The 16,259-nt window shown below is 20.0% G+C and carries 12 protein-coding genes; 4 read left to right on the top strand and 8 right to left on the bottom strand.

Annotation, left to right across the window (positions count from 1 at the left end):
- Entirely contained in the window at positions 1-3,897 is a 3,897-nt protein-coding gene (locus N3A58_09040; protein MCX8059543.1) for an exodeoxyribonuclease V subunit gamma, read from the top strand.
- Between the two features lie 93 nt (positions 3,898-3,990).
- A complete protein-coding gene (locus N3A58_09035; protein MCX8059542.1) occupies positions 3,991-5,616 on the top strand; it encodes a UvrD-helicase domain-containing protein in 1,626 nt (541 codons plus the stop codon).
- A 32-nt stretch (positions 5,617-5,648) separates the two neighbouring features.
- Here N3A58_09035 and N3A58_09030 read toward each other — a convergent pair whose 3' ends face one another.
- Complete coding sequence (locus N3A58_09030; protein MCX8059541.1) at positions 5,649-5,831, bottom strand: hypothetical protein; 183 nt, start codon at positions 5,829-5,831, stop codon at positions 5,649-5,651.
- Positions 5,832-5,838: 7 nt separating this feature from the next.
- Here N3A58_09030 and N3A58_09025 point away from each other — a divergent pair, with 7 nt between their 5' ends.
- Complete coding sequence (locus N3A58_09025; GenBank protein ID MCX8059540.1) at positions 5,839-7,794, top strand: hypothetical protein; 1,956 nt, start codon at positions 5,839-5,841, stop codon at positions 7,792-7,794.
- 81 nt (positions 7,795-7,875) lie between these two features.
- Positions 7,876-9,753 (top strand): AAA family ATPase, encoded by a 1,878-nt coding sequence (locus N3A58_09020; GenBank protein MCX8059539.1) that lies wholly within the window; start codon positions 7,876-7,878, stop codon positions 9,751-9,753.
- Between the two features lie 95 nt (positions 9,754-9,848).
- On the opposite strand, the gene N3A58_09015 is transcribed toward N3A58_09020, so the two are convergent.
- From N3A58_09015 to N3A58_08985, 7 genes are all read right to left on the bottom strand, one after another.
- Complete coding sequence (locus N3A58_09015) at positions 9,849-10,559, bottom strand: TetR/AcrR family transcriptional regulator (protein MCX8059538.1); 711 nt, start codon at positions 10,557-10,559, stop codon at positions 9,849-9,851.
- Positions 10,560-10,592: 33 nt separating this feature from the next.
- Complete coding sequence (locus tag N3A58_09010; protein ID MCX8059537.1) at positions 10,593-11,753, bottom strand: hypothetical protein; 1,161 nt, start codon at positions 11,751-11,753, stop codon at positions 10,593-10,595.
- A gap of 107 nt (positions 11,754-11,860) precedes the next feature.
- Entirely contained in the window at positions 11,861-12,616 is a 756-nt protein-coding gene (locus N3A58_09005; protein MCX8059536.1) for an outer membrane lipoprotein-sorting protein, read from the bottom strand.
- Between the two features lie 109 nt (positions 12,617-12,725).
- Entirely contained in the window at positions 12,726-13,187 is a 462-nt protein-coding gene (locus N3A58_09000; protein ID MCX8059535.1) for an FtsX-like permease family protein, read from the bottom strand.
- Between the two features lie 9 nt (positions 13,188-13,196).
- Positions 13,197-14,012, bottom strand: coding sequence for a hypothetical protein (locus N3A58_08995; protein ID MCX8059534.1), 816 nt, complete (start codon positions 14,010-14,012; stop codon positions 13,197-13,199).
- A gap of 42 nt (positions 14,013-14,054) precedes the next feature.
- The gene (locus tag N3A58_08990; protein ID MCX8059533.1) at positions 14,055-15,341 is read right to left on the bottom strand and encodes an FtsX-like permease family protein; all 1,287 of its coding nucleotides are present in this window, start codon (positions 15,339-15,341) and stop codon (positions 14,055-14,057) included.
- A 61-nt stretch (positions 15,342-15,402) separates the two neighbouring features.
- On the bottom strand, positions 15,403-16,077 hold the full coding sequence (locus N3A58_08985) for an ABC transporter ATP-binding protein (protein MCX8059532.1): 675 nt from the start codon (positions 16,075-16,077) through the stop codon (positions 15,403-15,405).
- Between the last annotated feature and the right edge of the window lie 182 nt (positions 16,078-16,259).

Genomic DNA, 16,259 nt, shown 5'->3' with positions numbered 1-16,259 from the left:
ATGGGTTTAAAATTAATATTTTCAAACGATATTAATGATTTAATAGATCAACTTAAAAATGATATAAAAAACTATAATAAAAAAGATATACTAAATAGAATTAAGTTAGTAGTTCCAAATAGAAATTTAAAGAAATATATTCAAATAAAGTTGAGTCAAGATATAGGAATAAGTACATTTATAGATTTTTTTCGTTTTGAAGAGTTTATATTTAATTTTTTAATGTTATTAATAAAAGGAATAGAGGAAAAAAATAATATAAAAAAATTAAATAAAAAAGAAGATATTAAAATTTCTAGAAATATTAAAGTATTGAATTATTCAAATAATTTTATTTATTTATCCCTTTTTATATTAAATATTATATTAGAAAAATATGATGATGAAAATTTCAAAATTATAAAAAACTATGCCAATGATAAAAATAAGTTTTATTATATATGGGATATTGCTGAAAAATTAGCTTTTTATTTAAAAGAATATTTTTACCATTTTCCAGACCTTATTAAATGGTGGGAAAAAAAAGAGTTTTTATTTGATAAAATAAGTAGTAAAAATTATATAGTAAGAGAAATAGAAGCAATTTATAAAAAAGTATTTGATGAATTAAATATTATTTTTAAAGAAAAATTTAACAAAGAAGAGATATCTTATTGCTTTTTTTATGATCTTTATAAAATAGCAAAAAATTATTTTGATAAATTTATAAAAAATGAAAATTCTATTTCTCAAAATTTAGGGATAAGTATTTTAGAATATGATCCGGTTTTTTATTTCGGATTTTCACATATTTCAGAATTTCATACTGATTTTTTATTATTTATTTCAAATTTTATAAATGTAAAATTTTATTCACTTTTTTATCCTTCGTATTTTAGTCTTTATCAGAGTTTTGTTGATTATCATAATGAAAAAACTTTAGAAAAAAACTTTGAGGAAAAGCTATTAGAAGAATCAAATGTTACTCTTACCCAGTTTGATAAAGTTTTTAAAAAGTATTTTTCAATTTATAGTGATAGCAAAGAGTTTATTAAAAAATATTTTTTGAGTTTTTATAAAAATCTTAGAAATCAATTTTCAATTTTTTCTAATAATAAAGAAAAGGTTGAGATTGCTTTCAAATACAGTCAATTAAAAAAAAATAGTTTATTGGATTATTTTAAATTATCTATTTTAGGAGAATTAAATATTGAAAAATTTTCAAAAATAGAGCAGGATAATTCTATTCAAATTTTTTGTGCTCATTCAAAAAAAAGAGAAATAGAAACTGTTTATAATAGTATAATTTATAATTTAATAAATGATAAAGATTTAAACTTAAATGAAATAGCTATCCTTGTCACTGATATTAAGTCATATATTTATGAAATAAAAAATGTTTTTGATTATTATGGACTTATAAAATATAATATTAGTGATTTAAAAGCTGATTCTGAAAGTAATTTTTACAAGGCTATAATTAGTTTTTTAAATTTAATTGAATCTGATTTAAGAAGAAATGAAATAATCGAATTCTTAATAAATCCTATTGTGATGAACAAATATAAATTCACATATAATGATATTGTAAATATAATAAAAGTTATCAAATCTTTAGATATTTTTTATTCATATGATATAGAAGATAAAAGGAAATATTCATATTTTGAAGATCTTTTATTTACATGGAGTTATGGATTGAAAAGAATTAGAAGTGGTTATTTATACAATTTAATATCTCCTAATAGTTATAAGATTTCAGGCTATTTTGAAAAATATCCTCCTTATATAGTTTACTTTCTAAAAAATCCAGAAATTTTTGAAAAATTTAATACTTTTTTTGAATCTCTGTTTAGATTGCTTAAAGAAGCCAGGGAAGCAATATCCTTTGAAGATTGGGTAAATATATTTAAAAAACTAAATGAAAATTTTTTTGATTTTAATGAAGATGAGGGTATTGAGAAACAAATAAAGAGTAGTTTTGAAAATATTCTTATAGAATTTAAAAATTATGGAAATATATTAGATAAATCTATTAATGTAGATCTTATAAAAAAAATTATAAAGAGTGAATATCAAAAAATAGAAGTTATAAAAGGAAATTATATTATAGATGGAGTAACAATCTCTCAAATAAATCCTATGAGACCTCTTCCTTTTAAAATAATTTATCTTATTGGCTTAAATGAAGATATATATCCTTCAATTTTTATAAACGACATTTTTGATTTAAGAATATATAATAATAATTATATGTTAAAAGAAGAAATTGATAATTATAATTTTATAGAAACTTTTTTTTTGTGTATAAATAAAATATATCTTTCATATGTTTCAAAAGATTTAGAAAGAGATAGAATTTTATATCCATCAAATGTTTTAAAAGATTTTATAAGTTATTTAGAAGAGAATATTATTATAGACAAATTTATTTTATTTGAGGTTCCATTTTTAATAGATGAAAATTATGCAAAATATATTGAAGAAAAAAATTATAAAGATTTTATTTTAAAAAATTATACTGATATTTTTTATTTAGTTTTAGAAGAAAATATTAAATTAAAAGAAGAATTAATAAAAGAATCAATAGAAGAGAAAAATAATGATTTATTTAATATAGAAGGATATGGTTTATCCAGAAAAGAATTTTATTTAAATGATCTATTTAATTACATTTTAAATCCAAAAAGAGTTTTATTGAAAAATATCTATAATATAAATGTAGAAAAACCAATAGAATTAATAGATGATGATATTGAGCCTTTTTATGAAGATAGATATTCTTTTGAGGAAATGGAAAAATTAATTTTTGTCGAACTATTTTATTTTATAAAAAATAAAAAAAGTAAAAATGATTTTAATAAATCAATAATAGAAGATTTATATATTTTTAAATTTGATTTTTATAAAAATTTTGAAAAAAGATATTTTGATGAATTCTTCCTTTATATAAAAGAAAAAATAGAAAGTGGAAATTTTAATTTTAAATTACCTAATAACTTCTTTAGAAACTTTATTTATAAAAAACTAAGATATTTATTAAAGAAAATCTTTATAAACTTTTATTCTTTTATAAATTTTGATTTATTTAATAAATTAATATTAATTGATAGTGAATTAAATAAGTCTAATAATTATCAGTATAACTTAAAATTTGATAGATTTGAGCTAGTTAAGGAGTTTATTATAGACAACCTAGACCCAGATTTTAAGTATAGATATAATCCTATTGTTTTTGAAGATATTTATATTAAGGGAAAAGTTCAAAATTTTTTAATTATAGAAAAAGAATTAAAAAAAATTATTATTTTCTTTGATTTTATTAATAGCAAGTTCCCTTTTACAAAAGAAAATTTATACTTTGAGCTTAAAGTTTTTAAAAATTTGAAAAAAAATTTATTCTATTTGAAAAGTTTTATTAAAAATATTTTTTATGCTTATCTACTTTTTAAGGTATTTGATAAGAATGAAATATCAATTTATTATTTTTTTATAAATAATTCAAATAGTTTAGTTAACAAAGATAAGATTGTTTGTTTACAAGCTTTTATTTTTAATAAAAATAAAATTTTAGATTATTTTGAAAATAAAGAAAATGGATTATTAATTAGTTTTCTAAATGATATAAAAAATTCTGAAATTTATGAAATTAATTTTAATGTTTTGTTTAATAATGTATTAGATAGTTATAACCCTCAAGATTCAAATAAAATTAATATAGAAGAGATACTAAATATTTATAAAGAAAAAATAGATTATGACTTTGAAGAATTTGATGAAATAAATGAGGGGTATTTTCTGGAAATAGAAAGTTTACTGCTAAAAAATTCAAAAGATGGGCTTGATTTTGAGAAATTAAAAAATAGATATTTGAGAATATTTGATACTATTGATAAAATAATAGAACTTAGTATTTAATTTTAAAAGTTAATTTATTATTAAAGTTTATTTTATTTATAGGTTATAAATTTATATTAAATTTTTTATATAAATTTATTTTATATTGAAGCTATGATTGATAAAATAAGTGAAGATATCTTGTCAAAAAATGTTCTAATAGAAGCATCGGCTGGAACTGGTAAAACTTATACTATTGTAAAGCTTGTGGCAAACTTGATTGAAAATGCTCATGCTTTGCCAGAAGAAATAATTATTGTTACCTTTACTGAAAAGGCAGCTGGTGAAATAAAAGAAAGAATTTATAATGATTTATCATTAAAGTTAAAAGAGATAGATGAAGAAATTCGTAATAATATTGATTTTGAAAAAGAAATTTTATTAAGAAAAAAGAAACTTATTAATAATGCTTTAAATAATATAAATAAGTTTTTAATTAATACTATTCATGGATTCTGTAATTACCTTATTAGCAATTATGCTTTTGAAATAGGGTTAAATTTTACAAATGAAATTATAGATGATTCTGAAATTATTAAAAATTCTTTTTTTTCATATTTAAGAAAAGGTTTATTCGAAGATATAGGTAAAATATTAAATAATTCTGATAAAAAATTAGTGGTCAATTTTGCAGAAGATATTTTTTCTTTTTTATCTTTTGGACAGTGTACTTTTGAAAATAATAATTTGATTGTTGACTCAAGCACAGAAAAAAAAATATACAAAATTTTAAATTATATTTATAATATATCCTATATTTTCCCATATAAATTTAGAAAATATATATTTGAAAATAGTGATGAGAAATATGAACTATTAAAGGATATAGGTAATAAAATTGATTTAATAAAGATAATATTCAATAAAATAAAAGAGTTTTTTGCTGATTTAAAGCAAAATAATCAAGATAGAGAATATACAATCTTATATAATTTTAATGAATTTGTTTTAGAATTAAAAGATAAATTTAATGATATTATTAATAAAATTAATAACTATATAGAGGAAATTTATCCAATGTTACAAGATGATGATGGGAGTTTTTCAAATAATCAAAACTTGGGAAATATAAAAAAAAATATTGTTGACTTAATATCTAGAATTGAAGCTATAGAAAGAGATATAAATATTCATGATTTTTTTTCTATTTTAGAATTTAAAGTAAAAGATAGTTTTCCAAGGTATCTTCAGAACAAAATCTTTTTGTTTTTTTACTTTTTATATACAGATATATTAAACTCACTCGTCAATTATATTAGTATAAATGTTTTTCAACTATCATTAGAATATAAGAAAAAATGTTCAAAATTATCTTTTAATGATATGATTCATTATGTATTTAATGCTATTAATAATTCTAGTATATTAATAGATAAGTTAAGAAATAAATTTAAGTACGTATTTATCGATGAATTTCAGGATACAGATCCAATACAATGGGAAATTTTTAGAAAAATTTTTATTAGTTCAGAAAATAATAATAGGGTTATTTTAATAGGTGATCCAAAACAATCTATCTATTTTTTTAGAAATGCTGATTTAAATACATATTTTAAAGCTAAAAATGAGATAGCAAAGAATGGTAAAATATATAAATTAGATGAAAATTTTAGATCTACTGCAGAATTCATAGATGTTTGTAATAAAATATTTTCGTCTTCTGATTATTTTAATTTAAATATTAAGAATGAAAAAGAAAAAAATATTAGTTTTAGTAAAAATGATTTAAATATAGAATAGTATCGAATAAAAAAGGGCATTAAAGCTAAAATTTATGATTTTTCTATTAAAACATCTAATAATAAAGAGAAATATTTTGGAGTAAATTTTGTTAAAATAGAAAAGATTAATAATGAAGGTGCAGGAGCAATAGATAAGATTACAAGTATTGATAAAACGAAGTTATTTTTAGATTTTATTGGAGAAGAAATTATAAGAATAACAAAAAGAGGCAAATATTTAATAAAAAGAGAAAATGAAAAGGATTACAGATATATTAAACCATCAGAAATAGCTATACTTGTATCTTCAAGAAAAGATGCAATAAAAATACAAAACTATCTTTATGATAAGTTTGGAATAGATTCTACTTTTTATAAGAAAAATCTTCTATATCAGAGTGTTGAGAGTATTAATATTTACTTTTTAATAGATTATATATCAGAGCCAGATAATATTGAAAAACTAAAAAAAATTATACTTTCTGATCTTTTTTTTATAGATGATGTTGAAAATATTAATATTGAAGAAATAATTAATGAAAATGAAAATTTATTAAAGTTTATTGATGAAGTTAAAAAACTGGATAAAATTTTTTTACAATGGAACTTTTTATCCCGTATTTTTAAATTAATGGATGTTGAAAAAAACATAGTTAGAAAGTATGGAAGCAAAAGGGCAAAAAATATAATTATCAACTATAGGCATATAATTGAAAATATAGAGAAGATAGCTTATAGTGAAAATCTAGATATCTTTTCTCTAAAAAATAAATTCTTAGCTATGATTTTTAAAAGCAAAGAAAGTGAAATTGAAGAAGATCTTTTTAGAAACTATTCAGAAGAGGATAAGATAAATATTTTAACTATACATGCTTCAAAGGGTCTTGAGTTTCCAATTGTCTTTGATTTTGGGGCAATTAAGAAAATAAATAATAAAAAAAATTATCCTTTTTATTATAAAAATGGAAATGTTGTTATAGAGTATAAAATATTAAAAGAAAATAAAGAAATGTATCTTAATAAATTATTATATGAAGAGTATAGAAGACTTCATTATGTAGCTATCACAAGGGCTATTTTTCTTGCCTATATTCCCATATTTTTTGATCCATTGAAAAATAATAAATCAATTAAAGATATTGAAGAAAAAAAAGCAAAAATGAGTTTTTCAGAATATCTTGGGACTTTAGACATTTTATTTGATAAAAATTTAGAAGGGGCTTTTATTCCTTGTAGATCAGAAAATATAGAAAATTCTTTAATTTTTGAAGATAAATCTCCTTACAATAAATTTGATAATAAAATTCAAGAAAATTATGTTTCTATAGATTTTAGTTTAGAAAACTATAGAAACTATATTTTGGAACTAAATAGGAAAAGTCTAAGACTAACTTCTTTTTCTAGTCTTCATGAAAAAGAAAAGAATAAAAACATATACAATATTGACAAAATACTAAAAGAACTTAATGATGAAATTTATATTAAAGATTTTAATTTAGAAGAAACAAATCTGTTACCAAAAGGTGAGAAAACTGGATCCATGTTTCATGAACTAATGGAGGAGATAGATTATGATGTTGATTATGATGATAAAATAAATAATAAAGAACTTGAAAATATAATATCATTGAAGATTAGTAAATACTTTAGTGACTATAAATATGAACAACAGAAAATATTTCAAGAAAATACTAAGTCAATGATAAAATCTGTTTTAAATTTAAAAATATTGGAACCAAATTTTTATATTAAGAATATTAAAAAAATGGATCGAGTTAATGAGCTTGAATTTTATTTTAAAATAAAGAATGGTTTTATAAGTGGGTTTATTGATTTAATTTTTAGGGTAAATATAAATGGCAAATTAAAATATTTTATAGCAGATTGGAAAACAAACATTGTTGAGGGCATAGATATTAATAAACATTTTGAAGAAAACTATTTTCTCCAAGCAAAAATATATGAATTTTCTTTTTTTAAATATATTTTATCATTAAATAATATATATATATTTTCATTTCAGGATTTAAAATTAAATAGGGAAAAATTTTTTGAAATATATAATAATTATTTTGGAGGTATTTTTTACATTTATACAAGAGAGGTAGAGAAAAGGAGAAATGGTGTAGTTTTTTTAAATCCTAACTTTGAAAGATTATATAATTTTGTTGAAGATATTGAAAATGTATTTAATTAATTATTTCTCCATAATAATTAAATAGGAACATATATTTCTATAAGTAGGGTAAGATAATAAATATAAAGACTAAATTTTATTATGAAAAATTATTTTGATATTTGTAAATTTATTAATTTAGAATTTCCTTATAAATTTCAAGAGTTAATTATTTCTGATATTTGTGAGGAAATTATCAATAAATACGAAAAAGAAAATTTTTCAAATTATATTGATTTAAGACTTATTAATAGTTTTGTTAATGTTGTAGGAAATCTTTTGATAAATATCTACAATGGTTCAACTTGTATTGACCTATCAAATTATCCAGATTTTTTAAATTATTTTTTTAATAATAATTATTTTAAAAATCTATTATCTGACTTTGTAACATATGTGGATGAAGAACAGAAAAGTTTAGATAAAATAACTCCATTTATATTAAAAAAACTAAATTATGAGGGGGAAAAAAAGTTTCTTTTTTATAGATGTGGGGACTATGTTAATGAAAATGAAATTAAAGAAAGCATTAAAAAAAGAGTAAGAAGGAATAAAGATAACCAAATATATATTAATTTACAAAGGGATGAAAAAAATATAAATAATATAATTGATCAAATAATTGAGAATAGTTTTGTATTAATAACAGGGAAACCTGGCAGTGGAAAAACAACTTTGGCATCTAAAATATTTAATTTTTATTTTATAAAATATTACAATGATCATGGAAGAATTCCAGAAATTTTTATTTGTGCTCCGACAGGTAAGGGAGCTAATGTTTTGTCTTTAAGAATATGGAACTTATTAGATTATAGGGTAAGAAAAATCTTAGAAGAAAACAATATATATAATAATTCAAATTTTGTTTCTGGAACTTCGATTCATAAACTTTTAGGATTTAATTCAGAGAAAGGATCTTTTAATTTTAATAAAGATTGTAAATTAAAGGCAGACCTAATAATAGTTGATGAAGCTTCGATGATCGATCTATACCTTTTTTCTTCTCTTATTCAGGCTATTTCTGAATTGACAAAGCTTGTTATTCTTGGAGATAAAGATCAACTTCCTTCTGTAGATTGTGGGAATGTATTTGGAGATATTATTGAAAGTAAGAATGTTTTTAAAGTAAATTTAGAAGGACAATTTAGATTTGTTGATTCTATTAAAAATATTTCTGAAGATATATTAAAATTTAATGATACCAAGTTAAAAGAAAAAAGTAATGATTTAAATTTCTTATTTAATAGTGAAAAAGAAAAACATTTAGAAAATATTTTTAAAAAAATAAGATTTTTACCTTTGAAAGATATTAACAAAGGTTTTACAATTGAAGATTTTGAAAATGGTATATATTTTTTAGAAGCTAAAAATGAAGCTTTTATATATAAACTTATAGATTTTATTGTTTCAAATTATAGCAATAATTTTAATTATTCAATATTAAATGATAACTTATTAAATGATAACTTAGATAGACTAAATGCAGTAAAAGATAGTGTTATTTCTAAATTTGCTTTATTAGTTTGCACTAATAGAGGTTTTTTAGGAACAGAAAATATTAATGATATTTTTATAAATTATTACAAAGATAATTTTGAATTAAAACCTGTTATTATTCTTGAAAACGACTATGAAAATAATCTCTTTAATGGAGATACAGGTTTAATTGTTCAAATTAAAAAAGATGGGAATCTTTTAAATTTTTTTATGTCTGAAGATGGAAGATTTATTAATATAAATCTAATAAAAAAGTGGAATTACTCTTTTTGCTTGACAGTTCACAAAAGTCAAGGAAGTTCTTATGATGATGTTTATTTTGTTTTACCAACTGAATTAAATTCTCCTTACTTAAATAAGCAAATTATATATACAGCAATAACAAGGGCAAAAAAAAGAGTTTTTATTTTTGGTAAAAAAGAGGTGTTTATTAATGGGTTAGAAAAGAGCATAATTCGAGAATCAGGATTAAAGTTTTTATAAATGTCTCAAAAAAATTTTATTTAAATAACTATAATATTAAATTATTTCTAATTTAATTCTAAATCTCTAATATAAAAGATTAATTTAAAAATTAATTATTTTTCAAAACCTTTTCTTAGAATAGTTAAATACTCTATAAATTCTTTTGATATTTTTTCAAAATTTATATCATAAGCAGGTAAATTTTTGACATTTAAAAGTATTTTCTCTTCAAAACCCTTTATTACAAATAAGATGGTTTCTTTTACCTTGTTTATATCAATGTTTTCTTTAATTTTCCCAACTATTTCTTCATCTATTATAAAGTCTGGCGAAAGAAATATCATAAAATTATATAGTTTACATATGAAGTATTTTAATATTTCTGGTGGATTTGAGAAATATTTAATTATAAAATTTGTTATTAATAAATTTTTTCTATAAATTTCTATTTTAATTTTAAATAATAAAAAAAGTTTTTCTTCAAACCCCAAATTATTAAAATTATTTATATTTTCAAACTTTTCTTTTATAAGATAAAGAAATTTTTCAATAGAGTAGAAAATTAAATATTTAAAGAGATTTTCTTTTGATTTAAAATAATAAAATAACATTCCTTTTCCAATTGATGCTTTTTTTATAATACTATTTGTTGAAGCTTCATCGTAATTTTTGCTGTTAAATTCTTCAATTGCACATAGTATTATTTTTTCTTTTTTTAATTTATTAATTTTATTAAACTTTACAAATTTATCATCATTGAAACCTTCTTTGTTTTTATAGTCTATAAATGTTTCGATTAAATTATTTAATTTTTGTAAAATCATATTTTAATTTAAATATTTTTTATTTTTATAAAGTTAAAAATTTATTTTAATTAAAATTCCTGTTATTAAATAAAAAGGATGGGAGATAAAAAATTGATCAATTAAATTTGGATCAAATTTTGGATAAAAGCTGAAATTTAATTCAAGTTTCAATTGATTAAGCAAATTTAAATTTATAATTGTAAAAAGGATATATTTAGATAGTTCTTTATCTGTGAAAGTTCCGATTTTTAAAAATAAAAATGGATCTGGATTATAATCGATTGATATTATAAAAATTATATCATCTTTAGTAATTAAAATATTTCTATTTATATTTTCTTTATTGTTTGATATAAGATAAAAATAGATTTTATGAAATTCTTCATTTGTGTAATTTAAATCTGTATTTAGGATTTGAAAATTTAAAGTAGTATTGTCTAAATTATAATAAAAGGATAAAAGAAGTTCATATCCTTTCTTAATATTTTCTAAAGAGTTTACTCTATTTTTAAAATAATGATATTGATAAGAAATTATAATATTTATAAGCAAATTAAGCTTTATTTCAAACCCTGTTCTAAAATGTTTAAATATATTGTCCCAGACAGTGAAATAATTAAAAGCAAAATTTAAATTAGTTAGAGAACTTTTTGAATAAATTATAAAATTATTAAAATCAAAAAAGATAATTTTTATATTTTGTTTAAATAAATTATAAGTTAAGATAAAATTAAAAGCGAAATTATTTAAGCTATTGTTATAATTAGAATTTAATAAAGTTCTTAGTTTTACAGGAGAAAAAATATCTAAACTATAAAGATTGATAGAATAATTGGGTAAGATTCCAAATTCACTAATAAAGTTGTTAAATATAAAAGATATATAAAATTGGTCTAAAATAAATAAAATATCTTTATTATTAATTTTCTCAAAGTAGTTTTGATAGAAATATATATTAAATATTGAGCTAAATTTATAAAAATCCGTTTTATAAAATAGTTTAATTTTAATATTTTCTCCAAAACCGATTTTAATATAATCATTTAATATTTTTATAAAATCTATATTGATATTTTGCTTTGAAATTTCTATTAAATTATCTGAAAAAAACAATGATGAAAAAAAATTTGTTTCAAAAGAGATGAAAGTTTCATCGGCATAAACTTCTAATTTTGTTGAGTTTAGAATAAAAATGATAAAAAATAAAAACATAATTAAATAAAAAATAAAATTAAAAGCAAAATTTATTAAAAATGATTTTTTGTTTAAGCATTTCATAAATATTATTAAACTATTTTATTTTTTCCTTTGATGCAATTTTATTTGTATAAATTTTGTATTGTAAAAATTGATTCATCTATATTTATATCAAATTTTGCTTCAAGTATCTTAAATTTAGAATAATAATCTTCTCTTTTTGGATCTTTAATTATTGTTTCTGTAGGGTAAATTCTATTTTTAAAATTTTCATATTTTAAAAAGTGTATTTCTTTTATTTTTCTTAAAGCCAAATCAAAATAATTTATTTTTTGAATTGTTAAATTTTGTGGATCTATAAAAAGCTCTTGTTTAAAATATGGAACATTTTTAACTTTTGCAATCAATGAAATAAAAATATAATTTTTATTATCAATAGTAATATTTTTATATTCTTCGATTTTATAAAGGTCAATTAGTTTATCATTTGAGGTAATATCTTCATAAGTTAGATCTGATCCCATAAATGACTGCTTTAACATTGATCCTGATATTGTTAATATATCATTTGCTTCAGGGAAATAAATTATAAGATTTCCGTCTTTTTTAAGATATTTTACATTATAATCCTCTTTATTTGTAAATTTTATAAAAAAATTTTTGTTTTTAGCATAGACCTCAAAACTTTTTAATAAAGTATTTTTGCCTCTTTTTATTTCTAAAATGGCTTTATAATAAACAGATTCAAAGACCTTATTATTGTCAATTTTATTAAGTATTTCTAAAGCTTCACTGTTTTCTTCTATTGCAAAAATAGAAGTTATAAACACAAAAAAAAGTAAAGTTAATATTTTAAGTAAACACTCTATTTTTTTCATTATTTATCTCCTTATTCAATATATGTTTAAAAAAATATTTAAAAATTAAAATTTTTTTATTTATTAAATTTATATTAAAATTTTAAATATTTTTATTTTTTAAAATATTTTATAAGTGTTTTAATGCTTCATTTGGATTTAATTTCTTAGCATAGTTTGAAGGAATCATAGTAGCTAAAGCTGGAGCTATTATGCTTAAGATGATTGTCAAAATTAAAACATCAATTGATGCTTTGGGTTTTATAATAGTATCAATTAGAAAATCTATATTTGACATCACATAACTAAAGTCTAAGCCATAATAGTTCATAATATATGTTAAGAAGTAACCGAAAAATGAACCAGGAATTCCCCCAATAGCTCCCATCATTGTTCCTTCTATAATATGAATTAAAAATATTTGTTTATCAGAAAAGCCTATTGCTTTTAATGTTCCTATTTCACTAATTCTTTCAAAAATATTCATCATCATTGAATTAATAATTACAAAGGATGCCAGAAGAACTATAAAAAAATAAACTATATACATTACTTTTTTAACTAAATCATAAGGATTATATAGAAGCCCCATATTGTCAAATCAATGGTGTAAAGCATAGTTTTCTAAAAAGTTAAATGGAAATTCATTTTTATTGTCCGAAATATATTTTTTTAATTCTTTTGTTAAGATTTCTGTAAAAGCATTATCAAAAAATATTAAGATTTCTGTTCCTGTATTCTCTGGTAACTTTATGAGAGTTTTTGCATCTTCTAAATTCATAAATATTGCGCTTTTATTTAGATTAGATAGAGTAATTTTTACTATTCCTTTTATTTTGAATTTTCTTGCATTTAATCCACCACTAAATGTTTGAGCTGATATTATTATAGAATCATTTTGATAAACATTTAACTTTTTTGCTAATCCTTCCGCAATAAGTATTTCTGAACTATTTATTGTGCTTGAGCCATATATAAGATTTTTTTCAAACTTAAATCTTTCTTTTTCTTTATTAAATTCTAAAGCAAAAATTTGTGCTATTGATGAGTTATTTTTATACCCAGCAAAAGCATTAAATTTCAATCTTTCTATTATTTCAAACTTTCTAATTTTTTTTGGATAATTCGAAAAAAATTTATCTAAAAATTTGTTTATCTTTTCTTTTATATTTGTTGTATCTTCTATTAGATATTCAATTGGTTTAAATTTTTCAAATTTAATAAAATCTTTATTAACTACCCTTATATTTCCTGTTTGAATATTTTTGTAAGAATTTATCATATTGTTTATCATTCCATCTATCCACCCATAACCGATAGCTACAATAATGCATGATACGAAAATAGATAGTGCAGAAATAAATGTTCTTTTTTTGTTAATAAAAAGATATCTATAAGGTATTTTTATAAATTTCATATCAATCTCCAAATAGTTTATTAAAATATAATTTTAATATTGTTATTGTATTTTTCTTAAAGCAACAGCAGGTTCTAACTTTGATGCTTTTTTAACTATAGATTTTGTTGAAATATAAGAAAAAAAGATCCCAAGAAAAAATGATATAAATATATTTTTAATATTATAGCTTGAATAAATTATGCTTTGAGTATTGAAAGAACCAAGAGTATTAACGTCCATCATTTTGGAAAGATCCATTCCATATTTGTAAGGGAAATAATTAAGAATAAGTCCAAAGAAAATCCCTGATAGAGTCCCAAGAGAAGCTATTAATAAACTCTCAAATGTAAAAAGATAACTTATTTCTTTTTCATTAAAACCAATTGCTTTTAAAGTTCCTATCTCAGTTATCTTTTGATAAACAGATAAAGTCATAGTATTTACAATTCCAATAATAGCAATAATAATTATAAAAAAAATAAAAATATTTGTAAATTTTGATTTTGTTTTAGTTAATTCAAGTATATCTCTTCCTTCTTCTGCCCAATATGTGACAAAAGAATCTTTTAAATATTTGCTAAGGTTTTTGATATATAATTTATCTTTTTTAAAATTGTCAGTTTTTATGCAAATTTCAGTTGGAGAATCTATTTGTACTAGGTTTTGAGCTTCTAAATAATCAATAACAACAAAATTAGTATTTATAGAAATATCTGGAGAATCTATATATCCTGCAAGAATAAATTCTTCAGAGTTAAACATTCCATCTGATGTTTTTGTTGTTAAAATTACAGGATCACCTTCTTTTAATTCCAGTTCATTAATAATGTTTTTCCCAAGATATATTTTGGGAATAGTTTGATAAATTGGATTTTTTTGGATATCATAGTTTTTGTATATATATTTAATGAAATCGAAAACTTTATTATCATCGTTAAAATTGATTCCTAAAACAATTACTTGAGTTGAAATAGTTTTAGACTCTATTAATCCAAAGAATCTTATTCTTTTTGTTATACCTTCAACAAAATTTTGTTTGCTTAAATATTCAATTATATCATTATAATTTTCTATCTTAAATATTTTAAAAACTTCTTCTTCATTAAAATCTTTGCTTAAAATTTTAATATTTCCAGTTTGTAGACTTATAAGAAGTTTAACAGTATCATGCTCAAAACCTGTCATAAGTCCATCCATTAAAATATAAAAAGTTATTCCAAAAGTTAATACAAGAAAAGTTAAAATTGTTCTCTGTTTATATTGCAATATATTTTTAAAAGCAAATTTAACTAAGAATATTTTAGAAATGCTTACTTTTTCTTCTGTTTTTCCGACATTTTTTTTCATAATTTACCTCTTTGATAACTAACTTAATAATAAAATTAAAATATTATTTTAATTTTATAATTTAGTTTTTAATTATTTCTCCATCTTCAAGATAAATTATCTTCTTTGCCAATTCCATTATTTTAGAATCATGAGTTGAGAAAATAAATGTTGTACCGTATTTTTCATTTAGTTCTTTCATAAGTGTTACTATTTCTGCTCCAGTTTTATGATCAAGGTTTGCGGTTGGCTCATCAGCAAATACAACCACAGGGTTCTTAACAAGTGCTCTAGCAATAGCTACTCTTTGTTGTTGGCCACCTGAAAGTTCATTTGGAAGCCTGTTTTCAAGACCAGATAATTTTGTTTCTTTAAGAATATTATGAACTTTTTCTTCGATTTCATGTTTCTTTAAGTTTAATAATTCAAGAGTTATAGCAACATTTTCAAAAACATTTAAAACCTTAATAAGGTTAAAATTCTGAAAAATAAACCCAAATTTTTCTCTTCTTAAAAGAGTCAGTTTTTCTTTATTAAATGAAGTTAATTCATTGTCTAAAAAATAGTATTTTCCTGAATCAGGTATATCTATACATCCAAGTAAATTTAATAAAGTTGTTTTACCTGAACCAGAAGGCCCAACTATACTAATAAAATCTCCTTTATTTATATCAAGGTTAATATTTCTTAGGGCTTTGACTTCTTGAGAACCAGTTTTATAAGTTTTTGATAAATTTAAAACTTTAATAAAATCCATGTCTTACTCCTCAAAGTAATTGTTTAATTATGTTAAATAATAAAAAAAATGTTTTTAAACAAAAATTAGACCAAATGGTCTATAATAATTTATAATATATGTTTTTTAATTTTCAAATTAAAAAGATTAAAAACAAAATAAAAGAATAAAAATTTTTTAGAAAGAATTTTATTGATAAAAAC

The organism is Spirochaetota bacterium, assembly GCA_026415295.1.
Classification (GTDB): Bacteria; Spirochaetota; JAAYUW01; order JAAYUW01; family JAOAHJ01; genus JAOAHJ01.
The sequence above is the reverse complement of the archived record's forward strand: the minus strand, read 5'-3'. Positions and strand labels throughout refer to the sequence as shown.

What these genes read in the sequence shown, in the direction of transcription:
- N3A58_09005 (MCX8059536.1), bottom strand. Translation starts at nt 12,616, where the DNA reads ATGAAAAAAATAGAGTGTTTACTTAAAATATTAACTTTACTTTTTTTT.
- N3A58_09040 (MCX8059543.1), top strand. Translation starts at nt 1, where the DNA reads ATGGGTTTAAAATTAATATTTTCAAACGATATTAATGATTTAATAGAT.
- N3A58_09015 (MCX8059538.1), bottom strand. Translation starts at nt 10,559, where the DNA reads ATGATTTTACAAAAATTAAATAATTTAATCGAAACATTTATAGACTAT.
- N3A58_09010 (MCX8059537.1), bottom strand. Translation starts at nt 11,753, where the DNA reads ATGTTTTTATTTTTTATCATTTTTATTCTAAACTCAACAAAATTAGAA.
- N3A58_09000 (MCX8059535.1), bottom strand. Translation starts at nt 13,187, where the DNA reads ATGGGGCTTCTATATAATCCTTATGATTTAGTTAAAAAAGTAATGTAT.
- N3A58_08990 (MCX8059533.1), bottom strand. Translation starts at nt 15,341, where the DNA reads ATGAAAAAAAATGTCGGAAAAACAGAAGAAAAAGTAAGCATTTCTAAA.
- N3A58_09035 (MCX8059542.1), top strand. Translation starts at nt 3,991, where the DNA reads ATGATTGATAAAATAAGTGAAGATATCTTGTCAAAAAATGTTCTAATA.
- N3A58_08985 (MCX8059532.1), bottom strand. Translation starts at nt 16,077, where the DNA reads ATGGATTTTATTAAAGTTTTAAATTTATCAAAAACTTATAAAACTGGT.
- N3A58_09020 (MCX8059539.1), top strand. Translation starts at nt 7,876, where the DNA reads ATGAAAAATTATTTTGATATTTGTAAATTTATTAATTTAGAATTTCCT.
- N3A58_08995 (MCX8059534.1), bottom strand. Translation starts at nt 14,012, where the DNA reads ATGAAATTTATAAAAATACCTTATAGATATCTTTTTATTAACAAAAAA.